This is a genomic window from Bosea vaviloviae, assembly GCF_001741865.1.
Taxonomy (GTDB): domain Bacteria; phylum Pseudomonadota; class Alphaproteobacteria; order Rhizobiales; family Beijerinckiaceae; genus Allobosea; species Allobosea vaviloviae.
The window spans coordinates 5,968,952-5,989,194 of sequence record NZ_CP017147.1; the positions used below are offsets into that span (position 1 = coordinate 5,968,952).

The window sequence follows — 20,243 nt, forward strand, 5'->3', positions numbered from 1 at the left end:
GGTTAACGTTTTGTGACGCCAAACACAGGCCGCGGCACGGAAAAACGAGCGAAGAACTAGGCTCCTAACATGGATGGCGCAATCTGGTTCCCGCCATGGTTGCCCGATCCCACTCTTCCCGGCGGACCGTTGCAAAGCGGCCACGCTGATCCCTGGTAACCCGCGATACGAGGCGCCTTTTCCGTGACGACCCTCCTGATCACGCATCCGGCCAGCCTCCAGCATGAGATGCCGCCCGGCCATCCCGAGCGCATCGAGCGCATTCGCGCCGTCGAGCAGGCGCTGGAGGATGAGCGCTTCGCGGGCCTGATTCGCGCGACCGCACCGCTGGGCCTGCTGGAGCAGGTCACGCTTTGCCACCCGCCCGCCTTCGCGCAGGCCGTGATCGCGGCCAGCCCCGAAACCGGCCTCGTCCAAATCGACGCGGATACGCTGATGTCGCCGGGAACGGTCGAGGCGGCGCTACGCGGCGTCGGCGCCGCGACCTTCGCCGTCGACGAGGTCATGCGCGGCGCCGTCGCCAACGCGTTCTGTGCCACGCGCCCGCCCGGCCACCATGCCGAGAGCGAAAAGGCGATGGGCTTCTGCTTCTTCAACAGCGCCGCGATCGCCGCCCGCCACGCCCAGAAGGCCCATGGCCTCGAGCGCGTCGCCATCGTCGATTGGGACGTGCATCACGGTAACGGCACGCAGGAGATCTTCTGGGATGATCCGAGCGTGCTCTACGCCTCGACCCACGAGATGCCGCTCTATCCCGGGACCGGCGCCCCCTCCGAGCGCGGCCAGCACGGCACCGTCGTCAACGCCCCCTTGCGGGCCGGCGACGCCTCCGAGGAGTTCCGCGAGGCCTTCGAGGCAGCGCTGCTGCCGCGGATCGAAGCCTTCGTGCCCGACCTCATCATCATCTCGGCCGGCTTCGACGCGCATTGGCGCGACCCGCTCGCCAATATCAATCTGAAGGAAGCCGACTTCACCTGGGCGACGCAGAAGCTGATGGAGATCGCCGACCGCCGCGCCAAGGGGCGCGTCGTCTCGGTCCTGGAAGGCGGCTACGATCTCCAGGCCCTGTCGCGCTCGGCCGCCGCGCATGTCATGGCGCTGATGCGGGGTTAGAGCGACGCCCGCTCCATTGCAGGTTACGTCATGAGCTTCGGCAGGGTAGCCGCCAATGCATCGACAGCGAGGCGAACCTTCAGTGGCAGGTGAGGCGTCTGCAGCCACAGCGCATGGCAGTCATACAGAAACTCCGGCTGCTCCGGCAGAACCGGGACGAGCGTCCCGCTCTGCATACGCTCGCGGACGAGCCAGCGCGGAAGCCAGGCCAGCCCCATGCCGAGGGCAGCGGCCTCGGCGATCGCGTCGAGATCGTCGAGGCGCAGGCGGCTGGCCGGTGTGATCTCCAGCGCTGGCTCGTCCTTGCGCGGGAACAGCCACGGTCCAGTACGGCCCCCACGGCTGTAGAGGATAGCCTGGTGGCTGCCGATATCCTCGATCCGCAGCAACTCACCATGAGATGCCAGGTAGCCTGGTGACGCGCAGACGATCATGCGTTGGCGCGCGACACGCCGCGCCGTCACACCGGCCCTGTCCTCCAGAATCCCGGTTCGAATCGCCAGATCGTAGCTCCCATCCGAGATGTCATGGAGCGCGTCGCTGAGCGACAGATCGAGCTCAAGCGTCGCGTGGAGCTGCGCGAGTTCCAGCAGGACAGGGGCAACACAACATCGGCCGAAATGCACCGGCATGGAGACGCGCAGCTTGCCGCGCGGCTGCGAGAACTGATCGGCGGCGAGCGCATCGGCAGCATCGGCCTCAGCGAGCACGACGCGGCACCGATCGTAATAGGCCCGCCCGAAATCCGACAGGCTCTGCCGGCGTGTGGTCCGGTTGATGAGCCGCACGCCAAGACGCTCCTCGAGAGACCGAACATGCTTGCCGACCATCGGCCCCGACAGGTCAAGCGCCTCGGCCGCTGCAGCGAACGACCCAAGGTCGACCGCCTTGACGAACACCGCCATGCTTGTAAGTCGGTCCATCTTTCAAAACCTTTGGTTTCGACTGATCTAACAATCTGACGATTTATCGCGATTCACGCCGCCGCCATAGCTGATTGATCCCCAATTATATGGAGTTGTCGTCACATGGCACGTGTCGTTCGTTTTCATGAGCACGGTGGACCGGAGGTATTGCGCATCGAGGCGCTCGATGTCCCACCACCCGGCCAGGGCGAGGTCCGGATCCAGATCAAGGCGCTCGGCCTCAACCGGGCCGAGGCGCTGCTCCGAGCCGGCGCCTATATCGAGATGCCGACCTTGCCATCAGGGCTCGGGCTTGAGGCCGCGGGCGTCATCGAGACTGTCGGGGAGGGCGTGGCGGACTTTGCCCCGGGCGATGCCGTCAGCGTCATTCCCCCCATCTCGATGGTCCGCTGGCCTACTTATGGCGAGCTTGCGACCTTTCCCGCGGAGTTCATCGTCAAGCACCCGCAGTCGCTTGGCTGGGAAGCAGCGGCGGCCGTTTGGATGCCATATCTCACTGCTTATGGCGCGCTGATCGACCTCGCGGCACTCCGCCGGGAAGACGTCGTCGTGATCACCGCTGCATCGAGCGGCGTTGGGCTTGCGGCAATCCAGATAGCCAACAGGGTCGGTGCAACCACAATCGCAGTGACGCGAACCTCAGCGAAGAAGCAGGCTCTGATCGGAGCCGGGGCCGCCCATGTGGTCGCCTCAGCAGAGGAAGACCTGGAAGGCCGGTTAAACGAGATCGCCGGCGCAAAGGGGGTGCGGATCGTCTTCGACGCGGTCGGTGGCCCGTCGTTTTGGCCCTTGACGGCTGTGATGTCGCCGGGTGGCATGCTGATCGAATATGGCGGTCTAAGTCCCGACCCGACCCCCTTCCCCCTGTCGACGGTGCTCAGCAAGTGCCTGACGCTGCGCGGCTACCTTGTCCACGAGATCACGGGTGACCCGGTCAAGCTGGAGGCCGCCAAAGCATTCATCCTCGACGGACTGACCTCGGGCTTGTTCCACCCCATCATTGCCAGGACTTTTCCGTTCGACCAGATCGTCGAAGCGCATCGCTTCCTGGAGTCGAACGAGCAGTTCGGCAAGGTCGTCGTGACGGTCTGAGCATCGCGCGGCGTAGAGCAGGATGCGAAAAAGTGGGAACCGGTTTTCGCACCGATCCTGCTCTAATTCTTTGATGAGAGACGGATTCAGATTTCAGATCGGATCACTTGGTGATCAGATCTGAAATCATCCGGCTCGAGCGGCCGCAGACGCGCTCACTCCAGCGGCTGCGTATCCGCAATCTCGATCCCGAAGCCGCTCAACCCCACGAAGGAACGCGGCGAGGAGGCGAGGTTGACGATCGAGGCGACGCCGATGTCGCGCAGGATCTGTGCGCCCAGCCCAACCTCGCGCCATTGCTGCGTGCGCTGCGCGTCGGACCCATCCTCGACGCTCTTGATCGGCACGCCGGCCGAGCCGTCGCGCAGATAGATCAGCACGCCGCGGCCATCCTGCGCGAAGCGCTTCAGCGCACACTGGATCGAGGGCGCGCCGCCGAGCACATCGGCGACGACATTGGCCCTGTGCAACAGCGCCGGCACCTTCTCGCCATCGCCGATCTTGCCCATCACGAAGGCGAAATGCTGCGTGTCCTCGAAAGGCGTGATGTAGACATGCCCGGTCATCTCGCCGAAGGCGGTCTTCACGGGAAAGCTGTGCACCCGCTCGACCAGCTTCTCGCGCGACTGGCGATAGGCGATCAGATCCGCGACCGTGATCTGCTGCAATCCGTGCTTCTGGGCAAAGGCCGTGATCTGCGGCCCCTTCATCACCGTGCCGTCGTCATTGGCGAGCTCGCAGATCACGCCGACCGGCGGCAGGCTCGCGAGCTTGCAGAGATCGACGGCGGCTTCGGTATGGCCCGAGCGCATCAGCACGCCGCCATCCTTGGCGATCAGCGGGAAGACATGGCCCGGCCGCACGAAATCGGCTGCGCCCATATTGCCGTTGGCGAGCGCACGCACCGTATTGCAGCGCTGCTCGGCCGAGATGCCGGTGGTCAGCCCATGCTTGACGTCGACCGTGACGGTGAAGGCGGTGCCGAGCGGGGCATCGTTCGACGACACCATCGGGTCGAGCCGTAGGCGGCGCGCCTCGCTCGATGTCAGCGGCGCGCAAACGATGCCGCAGGTGTTGCGGATGATGAAGGCCATCTTCTCCGGCGTGCAGAGCGAGGCGGCAACGATGAGATCGCCCTCGTTCTCGCGGTCGTCGTCATCGGTGACGATGACGATGTCGCCGCGCGCGAAAGCCTCGATGGCCTGGGTGACATTGCTGGACATGACAGCCTCCCGCGGCCCGACAAGGCCGAGAAAATCATTGGGGGTGACGGAACCGCCCGTGGCGGCGGCGATACGCTCGGCGCTTTCGCGCGAGATCCAGGCGCTCTGATCGTTGCAGAGCGCGGTGACGCTCGCCGGCGACAGCCCGACCTGCCGCGCAAAGGCGCTGCGGCCGATCTTGTTCTGCTGGAGCCAGGCGTCGAGTTTCATGAGCGCAAGCTAATGCGCGACAGCTTCAGTTACAATGAAGCTGCGAGATATTTTCAGTATTGCTGAAATGCATACCCCCGCCGTCATGCTCGGGCTTGACCCGAGCATCTCTTGCCGGAACAAGCACCCTCCTCTGCCAGAGGTTCTCGGGTCCGCTGCGCGGCCCGAGAATGACGGCCGCTACGGCTGAAACGGCCAGCGCGGTTCCACCACGCCGACCTGCGCGCGGTGGCGCAGATACTGGTCCGCCAGCACGCAGGCGACCATCGCCTCGCCGACCGGCACGGCACGGATGCCGACGCAGGGGTCGTGGCGGCCCTTGGTGAACATCTCGGCCTCGCCGCCGGTCCGCGTCACGGTCGCCCGCGTCGCCAGGATCGAGGAGGTCGGCTTCACCGCGAAGCGCGCCACGATCGGCTGCCCGGTCGAGATACCGCCCAGCACGCCGCCGGCATGGTTCGACAGGAACAACGGCCGGCCGTCATTGCCGGCGCGCATCTCGTCGGCATTCTCTTCCCCCGACAGCTCGGCAGCACCGAAACCGTCGCCGATCTCGACGCCCTTGACCGCGTTGATGCTCATCAAGGCGGCAGCGATCTCCGCATCGAGCTTGCCATAGATCGGCGCGCCCAGCCCTGCCGGCACGCCCTCGGCGACGATCTCCAGCACCGCGCCGATCGAGGAGCCGGATTTTCTGATACCGTCGAGATAGCTCTCGAACAGCTTGGCCGCCTTGGCGTCGGGGCAGAAGAACGGGTTGTTGCCGATCTCGTCCCAATCCCAGTTGTTGCGGTCGATCTTGTGCGGACCCATCTGCACCAGCGCGCCGCGCACCACCATGCCGGGCACGACCTTGCGCGCGATCGCGCCGGCCGCGACCCGCATCGCGGTCTCGCGCGCCGAGGAGCGCCCGCCGCCACGATAGTCGCGAATGCCGTATTTCACGTCATAGGTGAAATCGGCATGGCCGGGCCGGTACTTGTCCTTGATGTCCGAATAATCCTTCGAGCGCTGGTCGACATTGTCGATCATCAGCCCGATCGAGGTCCCGGTCGTGACCTGAACGGCATCGCTCTCCCGCGCGAAGACGCCCGAGACGATCCGCACCTGGTCCGGCTCCTGGCGCTGGGTGGTGAAGCGCGACTGGCCGGGCCGGCGGCGATCGAGCTCGACCTGGATGTCCGCCTCGGTCAGCGGCAGCAGCGGCGGGCAGCCATCCACGACGCAGCCGATCGCCGGCCCATGGCTCTCGCCGAAGGTCGTGACGCGGAAAAGATGGCCGAAGGTGTTGTGTGACATGGGCAGCCTGACGCGGGTTCGTGTCAGGCTCTTAGTCCCACAGCCGGAGAGCGGTCAAACCCGCCCGGCTGCCTCAATGCCCCGCCGGTGCCTTCGCCGGCACTGCAGGCGCCCCCTCCCAGCGCGTATGCGCCGGCAGGTTCTCGCCCTTCATGATCACGGTCAGCAGGCCGATCTGGGCGTAGTCGCCGACATGGGTGTCGTAGAGCACGGTCGCGCCCGCGCCGACGCAGACGCCCTTGCCGAGATGGACCCGGCCGACCTTCATGACGCGATCCTCGTAGAGATGCGTCTGCAGGGCGGAATGGGCGTTGATGGTGCAGAAATCACCCATCTTGACGCAGTCGAACTCGGTGATGTCGGTGGTGTCGAGCCAGCAGCCCTTGCCGAACTTGGCGCCGAACAGCATCAGGAACCAGGGCAGGAACGGCGTGCCGCGCAGATAGTCGAACAGCACCTTGCCGCCCAACCCCCAATACAGCACCGCCACGGCCTCGGTGCGCATCGCCCACCACGACCACATCGGCTTCATCACCGGCCTGTAGACGCCCATCATCAGCCATTTGATCGCGGCGCAGATCAGCGCCTGCGTGATCGCGATGACCATGGCGACAGCGGTGAAGGAGACCGCAAGGCCGAGCCAGTCCTGATGGTTGATCTCACGCTGCAGCACGAGATCGACCGCGATCGTACCGAAGGTGATGAACAGCATCGCCGGGAACGAGGTGTGGAGCGCCTCGAAGGCGCCGCGCGCGAACTGCTTGCGCAATGACGGCTTATAGGTCCAGTCGGCGCCGAGATCGACCTTCTGGCGCGTCGGCAGGCGGATCGGCGGCGAGCCGAACCAGGTGTCGCCTGCTTGCATCAACTCGTTGGCGGGCGGCTTCGACTTGATGCCGATCAGCACGCGGTCGGGAATGACGGCGCCCGGCGGCACGACGGCGTCGTTGCCGACGAAGACCTGATCGCCCGTCCGGGTCATGTCGAGCCGCATATAGCCGCGCCGCATGTCCTCGTCGCCGAAGACGACCTCGTCGGCGATGAAATTGCCGGCGCCGATGCCGGTGAGATCGTAGCGACCCGAGAGGTTGGTCGAGATTTCGGCACCCTGGCCGATGCGCGCACCCATGATGCGGTACCAGGCCCGCATATAGATCGTCGCAAACAGCGAGGACAGCGTCTCCAGCGTCACCTCGGTCGCCAGCGCCACGGTCCATTTGCGGGCGTAGAAGCCCGAATGGATCGAGTACGAGCCCGAGGTCACGCGCGGCAGGATGACCCAGCGCAGCCCCGCCATCAGCAAGACCGTGAAGGCGATCAAACCGATCGCCGTCGGCCAGGTCAGGATCGGCAGGTACCAGAGATAGCTGATCTCCGACCAGCTCGCGACCCAGTCGTCGATCTGGTCGAACAGCCAGAAGGCCGGGAAGATCGGCAGCAGGCTGACCGGCGGCAGCACGATCAGCATGGCGATGTAGAAGGCCGTCATCGCGGCGCGCCGGCGAGTGCTGGCCTGCGCCTGCGGCGGCAGCGAGGCGAGATCGACCATGCCGGTCTTGCGCGCGGGCGTGCCGTCCCAGATCTCGGCCTCGCCGACATGGGTCCCGGGCGGGATCGCGCTCAAATCGCAGATCTCGGCATGGTCGCCGATGACGCTGCCATGTCCGAACACGACGGAGGCGCCAGCCGAGACGTCCTTGCCGATGCTGATCTTGCCGAGGATCAGCTTGTCGCCTATCGCCTCGCCATTGGCGAAGGTGGTCTTGGAGCCGAGTGCTGTGCCTTCGCCGATCTCGATCAGGTCGATCGCGCCGGCCTCGTAATCCGAGATGATGACGTCGCGGCCGACCTTGGCGCCAAGCAGGCGCCAGTAGAACCGCATCACCGGCGTGCCCTGGAGCCATTTGATGTGCACGAGTCCGGCGACGCGCGCCGCGAACCACCAGCGGAAATAATAGACGCCCCAAAGCGGATAGACGCCCGGCTTGGTCCGGCCGAGGACGATCCATTTCAGCGCGATCGCGATCAGCCCGGTCACGATGGTGATCGCGACATAGACGCCGAGCAGCGCGAAAACCTGGCCGGTCAGCGACAAATCCTCGCCCGACATGATCATGTAGGTGACGAAGATGCCGAGCCATTGCGCGGTCGACAGGCCGATGATGATCGGCAGCACCACGGCCTGGGCGAGGCCGCAGAGGAAACGGCGCAGGAACGGCGGTGGCGTGAAGGAGAGGTCCTGGACCTCCGCGATGCCGCGCCCGTCGAGCAGCGCCGCCATGCCGCGCAGGGTGCGCGCGCCATAGACGTCCTGCAGCGTGATGCCGGCATAGGCCGGCGTCTCGCGCACGATCGAGATGAAGCGCGCGGCCAGCAGCGAGTGACCGCCGAGATCCAAGAAGAAATCGGCGTCGAGCGGCAGGCTGGCCGCGCCCAGCACGCGCTTGGCGGCGTCCAGCAGCGCCGCTTCCGTCGCATTGCGCGGCGGCTCCTGCTCGCCGGCCGCGCTCGGCGCCGTCAGCGGCGCCGCCTTGAGCATCTTGCGATCGACCTTGCCGGAGACCATGCGCGGCAGCGAGCCCACAGCCTCGAAATGCGCCGGCACCATATAGGGCGGCAGCTTGTCTCGCAGCGCTGCGCGCAAGGCCGCGCCGTCAACCGCCACGCCTGGCTCGGCTACGACGAAGGCGACGAGCCGCTCGATCTCGTCATCGCTGCGCAGCACCACGGCGGCCTGATTGACGCCCGGCTCATCGGCGAGCTTCGACTCGATCTCGCCGAGCTCGACCCGGAAGCCGCGGATCTTGATCTGATCGTCGATGCGGCCGTGGAAGACGATATTGCTGTCGGCATCAAGGCTGACCGCATCGCCGGAGCGATAGAGCACCGGGTCGTCGATCCCGCCGAAGGGATTGGCGATGAACTTCTCGGCCGTCAGCTCGGGGCGACCATGATAGCCCTTGGCGACGCCGGGGCCGCCGATCAGCAATTCGCCCTGCTCGCCGGGGCCGACCAGCTGCATCGCCTCATTGACGATATAGGCGGTGTAGTTGGCGATCGGCTGCCCGATCGTCACGACCTCGCCCGGCCTGACCTCGGCCGCGGTCGCGACCACGGTCGCCTCGGTCGGGCCATAGGTGTTGAGGATGCGCCGTCCCGGCTGCGACCATTTCTGGACGATCGCCGGCGGCAGGGCCTCGCCGCCGAGCAGGATCAGCCTGAGCGAAGGCACGTCCGAGGACAGGATGCCGAGCAGGGTCGGCACCGTGTCGATCACGGTCACGCCGGCCTCGGTCAGCAGAGCCGGGAGTTTTTCCGCATCGCCCATGGTCTCGGGGCTCGCAACATAGAGAGCCGCGCCGACCAGATAGGGCGTCCAGATCTCCTCCATCGACAGGTCGAAGGCGACCGAAGCGCCCTGGAACACGACGTCGTCGGGACCGAAGCCGTAGAAGGCGTTCCCCGAGCGCAGGAAATGGCAGATATTGCGATGGCTGATGACGATCGCCTTGGGCGTACCCGTCGAGCCGGAGGTGTAGATCAGATAGGCGGGGTGGTCCTTGCTCAGGCCGACTGCCCGCGCCGGCATCTCGGCGCCGTCGTCGCGAGCCGCCAGATCCTCGGGGCTCCAGACCGTGCGGCCCGTGCCCGCTGCCCTGCTCTGCCAATCCGCGGAGGTGACGAGGCCCTTGGCCTCGGCGTCCTTCAGGCAAACGGCGATCCGCTCCACCGGCGCCTCGGCGTCGAACGGCACCCAGGCCGCGCCTGAACGCGTGATCGCGATCTGCGTGATCAGGAGATCGATGCCGCGCGGCATCCACAGGCCGACCATGTCGCCGGGACCGACGCCCGCCAGGGCCAGGCCCCGCGCCTGCCGCCCTGCGGCGGCCCAGACCTCGGCATAGCTCAAACGTCGCGCGCCATCGCGCAAGGCCGTCTCGCCGCCGCGCGCTGCGACGGTCGCGGCGAAGATGTCGCCCAGCACCTCGTCTCGGATCAGATCCGGGCGCTTCTCGCCCGCCAGGGTCGCGAGCGGCTGCGCGCCCATCACGGCCGTCTTTGCCGACAAATTGCTGATGTCGTTCATCGCGCCCCGCTGCGCTCAGAACCACGACATCCCGGAGCGAGGCGGAAAGCACCCTCGAACCAGGCACTCGCACCCCTGCGACGCACCTTCATAAAAACACGGGTGAGCCACACCCCCCGATGCGCTTTTCCCGCTGTGCCTTCCGGCCGAACATGCCGTCGCCGCACGAAACTGCCTTAGCAGAACGACCTTGCCAAACCATGACTGAACCCGTGATGAACGCCTCGGTTCCACCACGCGGCCGTTGCAGCAGCCTAATCCCGCAGCGCTTTTAGAGCCAGTCGGCCTGATTGCCCGACACGACAAGGATCTTGCCCTGCCAGATATCGACGAGCGCGGCTTTCTGCGAAGACACCGCCCCAACCAGCGCCAGGACGGCGCGCGCGATGCCGCCATGGCTGACGATAACCGTCTCGCGCTGCAGCTCCTCCAGCACGGGCCTGATGCGCTCGGCGAGCATCCGGTAGCTCTCGCCGCCTGGCGGGACGAAGCCCCATTTGTCGCGCTCGCGCATCTGCGCCTGTTCGCGCTCGCTCTTGCGGATCTCGCGCCAGGTGAAGCCTTCCCAATCGCCGAAGGTCAGCTCGCGCAAGCGTCCGTCGATACGGTAGGCCCCAGGCTCCAGCTGCAACTGGCCGCGCAGGATGTCCATGGTCTCGCGCGCACGCTCCATCGGCGAGGCAACATAGTCGAACGCCGCGAAATCCGGTGCCAGGGCCTTCAGCCGCTCGGCCGCTTCTGCGGCCTGCGTCCGCCCCAGAGCGTTGAGCGGGATGTCCTGGGCGCCCTGCAGGCGGCCTTCGCGATTCCACTCGGTTTCGCCGTGGCGAATGAGAATGAGCCGTTGCGGGAGCGTGATCGGGACCATGTGGGCGCTCATGCACGCTGGCGCTTTGCCCGTCAAAGTCCCTCGCGGGCGGCGGTCATGCGTCGCAGCCATGGCAAGCGCCGTCGCTTTCTGTTGGCCGCGGCCCGATGCGCCGTATATAGGCGGCTCTTCGCTGCTGCAGCAGGTTTGAATGTCCCTGGCTCTCATCTTGCCCGATGGCCATAGCCTCGCCCTCGATGCGAGGCCGCTGATCATGGGCGTCGTCAACATCACGCCCGATTCCTTCTCCGATGGCGGCCTGCTCGCCAATGCGGAGGAGGCGATCGCCCATGGCCTCACTTTGGCGATGGAGGGGGCTGCCATCATCGATGTCGGCGGGGAATCGACCCGGCCGGGCCATGCCGCCATCGACGCCGCGACCGAGATCGCGCGGGTGCGGCCCGTGGTCGCGGGTCTCGCCAACGCGCTTTCGCTACCGGTCTCGATCGACACCTGGAAGGCCGAAGTCGCCGAGGCCGCGCTGAGCGCGGGTGCTGCCATCGTCAACGATGTCTGGGGCGCTCAGCGCGAGCCCGCCATCGCCGAGGTCGCGGCGCGCTACGGCGCGCCCATGGTCCTGATGCACAACCGCGACACGGTCGATCCCGACATCGACATCTTCGACGACGTGCTGCGCTTCCTGGAGCGCTCCATCGCCATCGCCACCTCGGCGGGAGTGCCGCACAGCCAGATCGTCGTCGATCCCGGCATCGGCTTCGGCAAGGCCCCAGCGCAGAACCTCGCCTTGATCCGCGATCTCGGCCGCCTGAAGGAACTGGGCTGCCCGATCCTGCTCGGGGCCTCGCGTAAATCGATGATCGGCCAGATCACCGGCCAGAAGATCGCCGCCGAGCGCGTCGCCGGCAGCATCAGCAGCCATCTCTATGGCGTCTCGCAGGGCGCGGCCATCATCCGCGCCCATGACGTGCGCGCCCATAACGAGGCGCTCCAAGTCTGGGCCGCCATCGCCAATTCCGCCAGCCTGAACTCCGCAAAGGGCGCCCCGTGAGCGAAACCGGCAGCATTCTGATCGAGAAGCTCGATATCTACGCCTATCACGGCTTCTTCTCGGAGGAAGAGCGGCTCGGGCAGCGCTTCACGCTCGACCTCCTGCTGGAGACCGATCTGCGCTCCTCGGCGATCAGCGACAGCCTCGCCGACACGGTGAATTACGGCAAGGTCGTCGGTGTGGTGACGGAAGCCTTCACCGCCAAGCGCTTCAACCTCCTGGAAGCAGCGGCGCGCGCCGTGGCGATGGCAGTGCTCGACGGCTTTCCCCCGGTGAGCCGCGTCGAGGTCACCCTGCGCAAGCCCGCCCCGCCGATCCATGCCACGCTCGCCAGCGTCGGCATCAAGCTGAGCTACCAGCGTGGCGATTGAGGCCGCACTCGGGCTCGGCGGCAATCTCGGCGACCCGGTCGCAGCCTTCGCGGCGGCGCTGGAGGCACTGGAACACCAACCGACGATCAGGCTGATGCGCCTGTCCTCGGTCTGGCGCACCGCGCCTTGGGGCAAGCTCGACCAGCCCGAATTCCTCAACATGGCGGTGCTGATCGAGACGGATCTCCCGGCGGATGAACTGCTGGCGCTGTGCCTGTCCGTAGAGCGCGAGAACGGCCGCGAGCGCAGCGAGCGCTGGGGACCGCGCACGCTCGACATCGACATTCTGAGCTATGGCGATGTCGAGATCGACCAGCCCGGCCTGCAGGTGCCGCATCCGCGCCTGGCCGAGCGCGCCTTCGCCCTGGCGCCGCTGGCGGAGATCGCGCCCATGCTGGCAATCGGCGGCCAGACCGCGGCCGAGCTCCGCGACAGGCTCGCCGACCCCACCGTCCGGCGGGACGCGGAAGCGACCGAGCGCTTGCGCAGCGCGCTGGACTAGAGGTTGCGAGGAACAATGCAGTGCTCGGCGCGCTTGGCAGCCCTTGCGACGATTAACCGTCATCCAACGCTCGCGCGTGACCGACGTTGCGTCATCCCGATCATAGGCGCAGGAGAACAGCGCTGCAGGCGACAAGACAGAGCCTGGCCTGAAAGAACCCCACTATGACAGTCGCTCGTCCTCTCGCTGCGGTCATCGCCGCGCTTCTCATGATCGCGCCGGCCTTCGCGAAGAACTTCGCGGTCCCGACCAAGAACCCGGCCGTCACCATCACCGTTCCCAACGACTGGAAGACCCAGGAGATCGACCACGGCTATTCCGCCCGCCCGCAGGATGAGGCGGTGTTCTTCTCGGTCGAGTTTGCCGATGCGCGCAACATCGACAAGATGCTCGCCAACAACGATGCTTGGATGAAGGACAACAAGATCAAGAAGGTCGAGCCGATCAAGGCCGAAGCGCCCTTGAACGGCATCCCGGCCACGATCTTCCAGTACCGCACCACCGACGGCAACGGCCCGACCAAGGTCGACTTCATCCTGCTGCCCGCCGGCGAAAACCGCATGATCATGCTGACCGTCTGGGGCTCCGATGAGGAGCGCGAGACGCATGGCCGGGAGCTCGATGCGATATTCGGAAGCATCACGGCGATCAACTGAACGCCATGCCCCAAGCGCTACCGGCCCAGGGCAAGCCCTGAGCCGGTAGCGGTCCGCGATACGATCGACGGGGAAATTTTAGGGCTGGACGGCCGCCCGCTCACTCGCTGCGTTCGAGCGAGATATCAGGCGCGGTCGGCACCTTCATGCCGACGACGTGATAGCCCGCATCGACATGCAGGATCTCGCCGGTGATGCCGCGCGACATGTCGGAGACCAGGAAGACGGCGGTCTCGCCGACCTCCTCGATCGTCACGGTGCGGCGCAGCGGCGAGTTATATTCGTTCCAGCGCAGGATGTAGCGGAAATCGCCGATGCCCGACGCCGCCAGCGTCTTGATCGGTCCAGCCGAGATCGCGTTGACGCGGATCTTCGAGGGGCCGAGATCGGCGGCGAGATATTGCACGCTCGCCTCGAGCGCGGCCTTGGCGACGCCCATGACGTTATAATGCGGCATCCACTTCTCGGCGCCGTAATAGGTCAGCGTCAGCATGGCGCCGCCATCGCTCATCAGCTTCTCCGCGCGCTGTGTCACAGCGGTGAAGGAGTAGCAGGAGATCAGCAGCGACTTGGTGAAGTTCGCCTCGCTGGTCTCGACATAGCGGCCGGTCAATTCGTCCTTGTCGGAAAAGGCGATGCAGTGGACGACGAAATCGAGCTTGCCCCAGAGCTTCTCGATCTCGGCGAAGACGGCATCGATCGAGGCCGAATCGGTGACGTCGCAATGGCCGACGACATGGCCGCCGAGCTCTTTCGCCAGAGGCTCGACGCGCTTCTTCAGCGCATCGCCCTGATAGGTGAAGGCGAGTTCCGCGCCGGCGTCGGCGGCGGCCTTGGCAATGCCCCAGGCGATCGAACGGTTGTTGGCGACACCCATCACGAGGCCGCGCTTGCCCTTGAGCAGATTGGCGGTCGGAAGGGCGGCGGTGATGGCGTCAGGCATCGGAGACCCTGGAACGAAACAAAAGGAGGGGTCTCATAGAACAGGACGCAGGAAAGTGGAAACCAGTTTTCGACAGTTGCGGCGCTTCGATGGCCGGGGCAAGCCCGCGCGCTCTGGTCAAGAGCGCGAGCGCAACCGCTTACGTCGTGCGCGCCTTCATCAGGGCGGTCAGCTCGTCATCGCTCGCGGGCATCTCGATGTCGATGGCGACGAAGAGGTCGCCGACCGCGCCCTTCTCCCCCTTCAGCCCCTTGCCGCGCAGGCGGAATTGCCGGGCCGTCCCGGTCAGGGGTGGAATCGTCATCTCGACCGCGCCCGTCAGCGTCGGCACATGCAGCGGGCCGCCAAGCACCGCCTTGGCCAGCGCCACCGGCACGCGGGTACGCAGATCATTACCCTCGACCGTGAAGCGTGGATCGGGCTTGATCTTGATCGTCATCATCACGTCGCCGGCCTCGCCCGAATGCGGGTCGACCTGGCCGAGACCGCGCAGCCGCATGACCTTGCCGTCGGCGACGCCCTCGGGGATCGTGACCTCGACCTCGCGCCCGCCCGGCAGCCGGACGCGACGCGACGCGCCCGCAACCGCCTGCGCCAGCGTCACCTCCAGCGTAAAACTCTGCTCCGGCGGCTTCTGCGCCTCCGGCTTGGCCCGGGCGCCACGCCGCGCCGCATCGCCGAAGAGCGAGCCAAAGATATCGGCCGGATCGAAGCCGGCATCATGCCCGCCGCGGCCGAAGGGCTGGCCTCCGCCCTGGCCGAAATTGAATTCGAAGCCCCCGGCGCGGCCGCCGCGCCCGGCGCCCATTCCCTCGAAGCCAGCGAATTTGGGCTTGCCATCGGCATCGATCTCGCCGCGGTCGAACTGCTTGCGCTTGGCCTCGTCGCCGAGGATCTCATAGGCGCCGTTGAGCTCGGCGAAGCGGTCCTGCGCCTTGGGATCGTCCCGGTTGCGATCGGGATGCAGATCCTTGGCCCGCTTCCGGTAAGCCTTCTTGATCTCGTCCTCTTTGGCCGACCGGGCGACGCCCAGAACCTGATACGGATCGCGCATTCATAGACCCCATTCGCATAGCGGACGCTGCCAGGCGGCCGCGTGCCGCCAGCAGCCTTCCGCCAACAACCCGATATCTGGGAACGGTGTGGCCTGAACGCAACATCCCGCGCAAAGATCGCGATCGACGATCGTCGACCCGCCGCTCAGGTCAGGCCTTTCCAGGGCTGGACGTCCTTGACCGCCCAGTCGCCGCCCGAGGGACGACAGGCCGTGCCTTGCAGCTTGGCCGGCTTGGCCTGCATCTGGACGCTGGCGATGAAGGCGCGGCAAATCTCGTCGGAACGCAGGAACGGGCTACCGACGGGGATAAAGGAGCCCTTGATGCCACTCTGGGGATTGTCCCAGGACACCGCCGCGCCATTGCCTTGCGGGTCGAGCGCCACCGCCATCGCGCCATCGGCCCGGCGCATGTCCTCAGGTCCCAGATCGGAGGCGAGCGAGGCGAGCGCTCCGCCCTTGGCGGGGCTCTGTATCGGCGGGATCGAGGATGTCGTGGCGACCTCGTCCTCGCTCTTGGAGGACAATCCCAGGATCGGGAACGAGACCGAGCAGCCGCCGCTGAACAAGGCCAGCCCGATTGCCCCGCCGACCATGACCGAACGCATGGATGCATAGCGCGCAGGAGGGCTTTGGATCGCCCCCGCCGCTGCCCTATACAGACTTGCTCTCACACCCCAAATCACAGATCGCGCTCGCCCGACGCCTACCTAGAACCAGCAAGGATTAAGCACGTGGAACGGTTAACGACCGGTGACTTTACCCAGGCGGATGAGCCATTCGCTCTGTTCCATGACTGGCTGCAGGAGGCGACGAAGTCCGAACCGAACGATCCCACCGGCATGGCGCTGTCGACGGTCGACGCCGACGGCATGCCCAATAGCCGCATGGTGCTGCTGAAGGGCTATGATGCGGACGGCTTCGTCTTCTACACCAACACCGAAAGCCAGAAGGGGCAGGAGCTGCTCGGCCAGGGCAAGGCGGCGGCGCTCTTCCACTGGAAGAGCCTGCGCCGGCAGGTCCGGATTCGCGGCCCGGTTTCGCTGGTGACGGAGGCCGAGGCCGACGCCTATTTCCAGTCGCGCCCGCGCGACAGCCGCATCGGCGCCTGGGCCTCGCAGCAGTCCCGCCCCCTGGAAAGCCGCTTTGCGCTGGAGAAGGCGGTCGCGAGCTATGCTGCGAAATTCGGCCTGGGCACGATCCCGCGGCCGCCGCATTGGACCGGCTTCCGGATCGAGCCCGTCTATATCGAGTTCTGGCGCGACGGCGCATTCCGTCTGCATGATCGCGTCGTGTTCCGCCGCCCCTCGGCAGCCGAGCCCTGGTCGCGCACGCGCCTCTACCCCTGAGGATAATCTCCATGGCGATGCCAAAATTCGATTTTCCCAAGACCGAGGCCGGCAACCGCCCGGTCATGCTGCTGACGGGCGCCAGCCGTGGCATCGGCCATGCGACCGTGATGCAGTTCGCCATGGCGGGCTGGCGCATCCTGTCCTGCTCGCGCCAGGCCTTTTCCGACAAATGCCCCTGGCCCTCGGGCGCCGCTGATCACGTCCAGATCGATCTCGGCGACCCCGAAGACACGATGCGCGGCATCGCCGAGATCAAGAAGCGCTTGGCCGCCGAGGGCGGCAAGCTCAACGCGCTGGTCAACAATGCCGGTATTTCGCCCAAGGGGCCGCAGGGCGGCCGGCTCGGCGCCGCGACGACCTCCTTCAACGACTGGCACAAGGTCTTCCAGGTCAATTTCTTCGCGCCGATCATGCTGGCACGCGGCCTGCTCGACGAATTGACGACGGCCAAGGGCGCGATCGTCAACGTGACCTCGATTGCCGGCTCACGCGTCCACCCCTTCGCGGGTGCGGCTTACGCCACCTCCAAGGCCGCGCTCGCCAGCCTGACCCGCGAGATGGCCGCCGATTTCGGGCCGCTCGGCATCCGCGTGAACTCGATCTCACCGGGTGAAATCGACACCGCCATCCTTTCGCCCGGCACGGAGAAGATCGTCGCGACCCTGCCGCTGCAGCGCCTCGGCAAGACCGACGAGGTCGCCAAGGCGATCTATTTCCTCTGCACCGACTCCTCGAGCTATGTCACGGGCTCCGAGCTCCACATCAATGGCGGGCAGCACGTGTGACGGGCGATAGTGGCCAGGTCATCCGGTTTCCTGCAGTCGGCAAGGCGCCGGCAAGGCCGGTTCTGGCGGCCTCCGTCGCCGTATTCCGCGACGGCAAGGTCCTGCTGGCGACACGGACCAAGCCGCCGGCCGACCAGCTCTGGTCGCTGCCGGGCGGTAAGGTCGAGCCCGGCGAGACCTTGGAAGAAGCCGCCTTGCGCGAGCTCGAAGAGGAGGTCGGCGTCAAGGCGCGCATCCTCGGCTTCAACCGCCATGTCGAGATCTTCGGCCGCGACGCCAAGGGTGGCGTCACGCATCATTTCGTCGTCGCCTCCTTCGTCGGCGAGTGGCTCTCGGGCGAGCCGACGACCGGGCCGGAGGCCGGCGCCGTGATGTGGGCCGATCCGCTGCGCCTTGGCGGCTTGCCGACGACGCGCGAACTCGGCGACGTACTCAGGCGCGCCCAGGCCTTGCTGCACGATACCTTGCGGCGCGATGCCGGGCACGGCCCGTGAAGCGGGCCGCGATCCTGGCCATGGCGCTGATGGTCGCGCTTTCGCTTGGCGAGGCTGCCGCGCAGACGCAACGCCCTGCCGCAAACCCGCCCAAGCCCGCGACTGAGCCGGGCGAGCCGCCACCCCCGCCTTACGAACCGCAGCTCCTGAGCCTGGCCGAGATCATGGGTTCGCTCGCCTATCTGCGCACCCTTTGCGCCGGCAAGGAGGCCGAGGATTGGCGCGCGCGCATGACCGCGCTGCTCGACGCCGAAGGCCGCACGCCGCAGCGCCGCGAACGCCTGACCAGCGCCTATAATCGCGGCTTCCGTGCCTATTCGGCGACGCATCGCAGCTGTACCGACGGCAGCCAGGAGGCCTCGGCGCGTCTGGCAAGCGAAGGCGAACGCCTCGCCCGGCTTCTCGCCGGCCGCTATGGCGGCTAGCGGGCCGCCCTCCGGCCGGAGTTAACCACAAACTCTCACGGCTGCGTTAACCTTTCTTAAAGGGGATGGTGGCCCGGCGAGCCGGCTTTGCGTATGACTATAGGTCTGTCGATGGCACGGATTCTCCCGCGGGAGACTTCGCGCCGCATGTTCAGGTCCAAGCCGCAGAGTCTCCGCCTCGATGTCGACTTTTCCAGACGATCTGCCGCTCGATCCCACCCTGGGCGAGGACCGTAGTGACGCAAGACGCGTCGCCTATGGCTATGTCGAGGACGCCTTCAACGAAGCGCAGCAGGACGGGCTCGACAGCGACGCACTGGCCCATGCCGCCCTTTTCGCCGCCTTCCGCACGCTGGTCGAGACCTATGGCGAGGAAGCCACCGCCGTCTTCGCCGAAGCGCTGCCCGGCAAAGTGCGCGGCGGCGCCTTCACCAGCGGCACCCGGCACTGATCATTCGGCCGCGACCGGGAGCTTGGCCCGCTCGCCATGGGCGAGGCCCCACTGCGCCAGCACATGGGCCGCATCGTTGAGCGCCGTCCCGGCCGGCGTCAGTGAGTATTCAACCCGCAGCACCGCTTCCTCGAAGGCCTCACGCCTGACGACACCGTCGCGCTCCATTTCGCGCAGCTGCTCGTAAAGCACCTTCTCGCTGATCCCCGGCAGACGCCGGCGCAACACGCCGAAGCGTAGCGGCCGCTCATGCAGCTCCCACAGGATTGCCGACTTCCAGCGGCCGCCGATCACCGTCAGCGCCAGTCCGAGGCCGCATGTCTCCGGCAAGTTGATCCTGACCGACATCCAGTTCTCTCCAAGAGACCACTTACTTACAAGTAAGTAATTGAAATAAAAAGAAAATCTATGAAATCTCCTGCTACGCCGACGCGCCCGGAACCGCGATCGAAGGCGGACCTTCTATCGCATCTGCGCGCATGCACCTGTCAGGAGAGCAAACTGTGAAACCTACGATCACCGTCATCGGCCTCGGCCGCATGGGCTCGGCCCTTGCCCGCGCCTTCCTTGCCGCGGCTTCGCCACGCATGTCTGGAATCGCTCGCCCGACAAGGCGGCTGCGCTCGCCGACCAGGGTGCGAGCGTCGCACCGTCGGTGTCTGCCGCCGCCGCGGTAGCCGACATCGCCGTCGTCTGCGTCAGCACCTATGCCGATTCGGACAGGCTGCTTCGGTCGCCCGAGGTTGCAGCCGCCCTGCGCGGCAAGCTGATCGTCCAGCTCTCCTCCGGCTCGCCGAACCAGGCCCGCGAGCAGGCGCAGTGGGCGGCCCACAACGACACCGCCTATCTCGACGGAGCGATCATGGCGACGCCGAACTTCATCGGCGAGCCCGGCGGCACGATCCTCTATTCCGGACCGCAAGCCCTGTTCGAGGCGAACCGGCCCGTCTTCGCCGCACTCGGCGGCAACTCGCAATTCATCGGAGAGGATGTCGGCCATGCCTCGGCGCTGGACCTCGCCTTGCTCGGCCAGATGTGGGGTGCCCTCTTCGGCCAGTTGCAGGCGGCAGCGATCTGCCAGGCCGAGGGCATTACGCTCGACCTGTTCGAGGGGCATCGCCAGGCCTTCTTTCCCGTGGTCGAGGGCGCACTGGTCGACCTGATCACCCGCATCCGCGACAAGCGCTTTGCCGGCGACGCGACGACGCTCGCCTCGATCGACGTTCATTACGGCGCCTTCAGCCTGCTGCTGCAGCTCTGCAGTGAGCGCGGCCTGAACGATCTTGTCCCAAAGGCTCAGGACAGCCTGTTCCGCAGGGCGATCGCTGACGGGCAGCGCCAGGACGACTTCGCCGCCATCGCTCAGTTCACACGCTGAAGGCT

At 66.4% G+C, this 20,243-nt stretch carries 21 protein-coding genes; 12 read left to right on the forward strand and 9 right to left on the reverse strand.

From position 1 onward, the window contains the following. Nucleotides 1-183: 183 nt before the first annotated feature. Nucleotides 184-1,113 carry a histone deacetylase family protein gene (locus BHK69_RS27620; RefSeq protein WP_069692905.1) on the forward strand — a complete coding sequence of 310 codons (930 nt, stop codon included), beginning with the start codon at nucleotides 184-186 and terminating at the stop codon, nucleotides 1,111-1,113. A gap of 23 nt (nucleotides 1,114-1,136) precedes the next feature. On the opposite strand, the gene BHK69_RS27625 is transcribed toward BHK69_RS27620, so the two are convergent. Continuing rightward, nucleotides 1,137-2,036 carry a LysR family transcriptional regulator gene (locus BHK69_RS27625; RefSeq protein WP_069692906.1) on the reverse strand — a complete coding sequence of 300 codons (900 nt, stop codon included), beginning with the start codon at nucleotides 2,034-2,036 and terminating at the stop codon, nucleotides 1,137-1,139. Between the two features lie 105 nt (nucleotides 2,037-2,141). Here BHK69_RS27625 and BHK69_RS27630 point away from each other — a divergent pair, with 105 nt between their 5' ends. Beyond that, the gene (locus BHK69_RS27630; RefSeq protein WP_069692907.1) at nucleotides 2,142-3,131 is read left to right on the forward strand and encodes a zinc-dependent alcohol dehydrogenase family protein; all 990 of its coding nucleotides are present in this window, start codon (nucleotides 2,142-2,144) and stop codon (nucleotides 3,129-3,131) included. Between the two features lie 155 nt (nucleotides 3,132-3,286). On the opposite strand, the gene ribB is transcribed toward BHK69_RS27630, so the two are convergent. From ribB to BHK69_RS27650, 4 genes are all read right to left on the reverse strand, one after another. Further along, nucleotides 3,287-4,564 (reverse strand): 3,4-dihydroxy-2-butanone-4-phosphate synthase, encoded by a 1,278-nt coding sequence (ribB, locus tag BHK69_RS27635; RefSeq protein ID WP_083269721.1) that lies wholly within the window; start codon nucleotides 4,562-4,564, stop codon nucleotides 3,287-3,289. A 180-nt stretch (nucleotides 4,565-4,744) separates the two neighbouring features. Next, nucleotides 4,745-5,863 carry a chorismate synthase gene (aroC, locus tag BHK69_RS27640; RefSeq protein WP_069692908.1) on the reverse strand — a complete coding sequence of 373 codons (1,119 nt, stop codon included), beginning with the start codon at nucleotides 5,861-5,863 and terminating at the stop codon, nucleotides 4,745-4,747. A gap of 73 nt (nucleotides 5,864-5,936) precedes the next feature. Continuing rightward, nucleotides 5,937-9,950, reverse strand: coding sequence for a Pls/PosA family non-ribosomal peptide synthetase (locus tag BHK69_RS27645; protein ID WP_069692909.1), 4,014 nt, complete (start codon nucleotides 9,948-9,950; stop codon nucleotides 5,937-5,939). Between the two features lie 271 nt (nucleotides 9,951-10,221). Further along, the gene (locus BHK69_RS27650; RefSeq protein WP_069692910.1) at nucleotides 10,222-10,818 is read right to left on the reverse strand and encodes a histidine phosphatase family protein; all 597 of its coding nucleotides are present in this window, start codon (nucleotides 10,816-10,818) and stop codon (nucleotides 10,222-10,224) included. Between the two features lie 151 nt (nucleotides 10,819-10,969). On the opposite strand from BHK69_RS27650, the gene folP reads away from it, so the two are divergent. The 4 genes from folP (at nucleotide 10,970) to BHK69_RS27670 (ending at nucleotide 13,356) form a co-directional block, all read left to right on the forward strand. Further along, nucleotides 10,970-11,827 carry a dihydropteroate synthase gene (gene folP / locus BHK69_RS27655; protein WP_069692911.1) on the forward strand — a complete coding sequence of 286 codons (858 nt, stop codon included), beginning with the start codon at nucleotides 10,970-10,972 and terminating at the stop codon, nucleotides 11,825-11,827. Next, entirely contained in the window at nucleotides 11,824-12,198 is a 375-nt protein-coding gene (gene folB, locus BHK69_RS27660; protein ID WP_069692912.1) for a dihydroneopterin aldolase, read from the forward strand. The genes folP and folB overlap by 4 nt, the downstream gene beginning before the upstream one ends. Continuing rightward, a complete protein-coding gene (gene folK, locus BHK69_RS27665; RefSeq protein ID WP_069692913.1) occupies nucleotides 12,188-12,700 on the forward strand; it encodes a 2-amino-4-hydroxy-6-hydroxymethyldihydropteridine diphosphokinase in 513 nt (170 codons plus the stop codon). Before folB ends, folK begins: the two co-directional genes overlap by 11 nt. 164 nt (nucleotides 12,701-12,864) lie before the next feature. Further along, on the forward strand, nucleotides 12,865-13,356 hold the full coding sequence (locus BHK69_RS27670; RefSeq protein ID WP_069692914.1) for a hypothetical protein: 492 nt from the start codon (nucleotides 12,865-12,867) through the stop codon (nucleotides 13,354-13,356). A gap of 100 nt (nucleotides 13,357-13,456) precedes the next feature. Here the strand turns inward: BHK69_RS27670 and fabI are convergent, their stop codons facing one another. The 3 genes from fabI to BHK69_RS27685 all read right to left on the reverse strand — a co-directional run bounded on the left by fabI (nucleotide 13,457) and on the right by BHK69_RS27685 (nucleotide 15,961). Next, on the reverse strand, nucleotides 13,457-14,299 hold the full coding sequence (gene fabI / locus BHK69_RS27675) for an enoyl-ACP reductase FabI (RefSeq protein ID WP_069692915.1): 843 nt from the start codon (nucleotides 14,297-14,299) through the stop codon (nucleotides 13,457-13,459). A gap of 139 nt (nucleotides 14,300-14,438) precedes the next feature. Beyond that, nucleotides 14,439-15,353: a DnaJ C-terminal domain-containing protein gene (locus tag BHK69_RS27680; protein WP_069692916.1), complete on the reverse strand. Its 915-nt coding sequence runs from the start codon at nucleotides 15,351-15,353 to the stop codon at nucleotides 14,439-14,441. Between the two features lie 146 nt (nucleotides 15,354-15,499). Then, nucleotides 15,500-15,961, reverse strand: a complete 462-nt coding sequence (locus BHK69_RS27685) for an RT0821/Lpp0805 family surface protein (protein ID WP_069692917.1) — start codon at nucleotides 15,959-15,961, stop codon at nucleotides 15,500-15,502. A 126-nt stretch (nucleotides 15,962-16,087) separates the two neighbouring features. Here BHK69_RS27685 and pdxH point away from each other — a divergent pair, with 126 nt between their 5' ends. From pdxH to BHK69_RS27710, 5 genes are all read left to right on the forward strand, one after another. Then, a complete protein-coding gene (gene pdxH / locus BHK69_RS27690) occupies nucleotides 16,088-16,702 on the forward strand; it encodes a pyridoxamine 5'-phosphate oxidase (protein WP_069692918.1) in 615 nt (204 codons plus the stop codon). Between the two features lie 65 nt (nucleotides 16,703-16,767). After that, the gene (locus BHK69_RS27695) at nucleotides 16,768-17,490 is read left to right on the forward strand and encodes an SDR family NAD(P)-dependent oxidoreductase (protein ID WP_083269918.1); all 723 of its coding nucleotides are present in this window, start codon (nucleotides 16,768-16,770) and stop codon (nucleotides 17,488-17,490) included. Then, nucleotides 17,487-17,984, forward strand: coding sequence for an NUDIX hydrolase (locus BHK69_RS27700; RefSeq protein ID WP_244548345.1), 498 nt, complete (start codon nucleotides 17,487-17,489; stop codon nucleotides 17,982-17,984). Before BHK69_RS27695 ends, BHK69_RS27700 begins: the two co-directional genes overlap by 4 nt. Further along, nucleotides 17,981-18,409: a TIGR02301 family protein gene (locus BHK69_RS27705; protein WP_244548346.1), complete on the forward strand. Its 429-nt coding sequence runs from the start codon at nucleotides 17,981-17,983 to the stop codon at nucleotides 18,407-18,409. Before BHK69_RS27700 ends, BHK69_RS27705 begins: the two co-directional genes overlap by 4 nt. A 181-nt stretch (nucleotides 18,410-18,590) precedes the next feature. After that, nucleotides 18,591-18,860: a hypothetical protein gene (locus BHK69_RS27710; RefSeq protein ID WP_069692920.1), complete on the forward strand. Its 270-nt coding sequence runs from the start codon at nucleotides 18,591-18,593 to the stop codon at nucleotides 18,858-18,860. On the opposite strand, the gene BHK69_RS27715 is transcribed toward BHK69_RS27710, so the two are convergent. Beyond that, on the reverse strand, nucleotides 18,861-19,208 hold the full coding sequence (locus tag BHK69_RS27715) for a winged helix-turn-helix transcriptional regulator (protein WP_069692921.1): 348 nt from the start codon (nucleotides 19,206-19,208) through the stop codon (nucleotides 18,861-18,863). It lies immediately after the preceding gene. A gap of 121 nt (nucleotides 19,209-19,329) precedes the next feature. On the opposite strand from BHK69_RS27715, the gene BHK69_RS27720 reads away from it, so the two are divergent. Next, the gene (locus BHK69_RS27720) at nucleotides 19,330-20,238 is read left to right on the forward strand and encodes an NAD(P)-dependent oxidoreductase (protein WP_199579310.1); all 909 of its coding nucleotides are present in this window, start codon (nucleotides 19,330-19,332) and stop codon (nucleotides 20,236-20,238) included. Nucleotides 20,239-20,243 lie beyond the last annotated feature (5 nt).

Coding starts and splice junctions, on each gene's coding strand:
- BHK69_RS27625 (WP_069692906.1), bottom strand. CDS start 2,036: ATGGACCGACTTACAAGCATGGCGGTGTTCGTCAAGGCGGTCGACCTT.
- BHK69_RS27630 (WP_069692907.1), top strand. CDS start 2,142: ATGGCACGTGTCGTTCGTTTTCATGAGCACGGTGGACCGGAGGTATTG.
- ribB (WP_083269721.1), bottom strand. CDS start 4,564: ATGAAACTCGACGCCTGGCTCCAGCAGAACAAGATCGGCCGCAGCGCC.
- aroC (WP_069692908.1), bottom strand. CDS start 5,863: ATGTCACACAACACCTTCGGCCATCTTTTCCGCGTCACGACCTTCGGC.
- BHK69_RS27645 (WP_069692909.1), bottom strand. CDS start 9,950: ATGAACGACATCAGCAATTTGTCGGCAAAGACGGCCGTGATGGGCGCG.
- BHK69_RS27650 (WP_069692910.1), bottom strand. CDS start 10,818: ATGGTCCCGATCACGCTCCCGCAACGGCTCATTCTCATTCGCCACGGC.
- folP (WP_069692911.1), top strand. CDS start 10,970: ATGTCCCTGGCTCTCATCTTGCCCGATGGCCATAGCCTCGCCCTCGAT.
- BHK69_RS27670 (WP_069692914.1), top strand. CDS start 12,865: ATGACAGTCGCTCGTCCTCTCGCTGCGGTCATCGCCGCGCTTCTCATG.
- fabI (WP_069692915.1), bottom strand. CDS start 14,299: ATGCCTGACGCCATCACCGCCGCCCTTCCGACCGCCAATCTGCTCAAG.
- BHK69_RS27680 (WP_069692916.1), bottom strand. CDS start 15,353: ATGCGCGATCCGTATCAGGTTCTGGGCGTCGCCCGGTCGGCCAAAGAG.
- BHK69_RS27685 (WP_069692917.1), bottom strand. CDS start 15,961: ATGCGTTCGGTCATGGTCGGCGGGGCAATCGGGCTGGCCTTGTTCAGC.
- BHK69_RS27695 (WP_083269918.1), top strand. CDS start 16,768: ATGCTGCTGACGGGCGCCAGCCGTGGCATCGGCCATGCGACCGTGATG.
- BHK69_RS27710 (WP_069692920.1), top strand. CDS start 18,591: ATGTCGACTTTTCCAGACGATCTGCCGCTCGATCCCACCCTGGGCGAG.
- BHK69_RS27715 (WP_069692921.1), bottom strand. CDS start 19,208: ATGTCGGTCAGGATCAACTTGCCGGAGACATGCGGCCTCGGACTGGCG.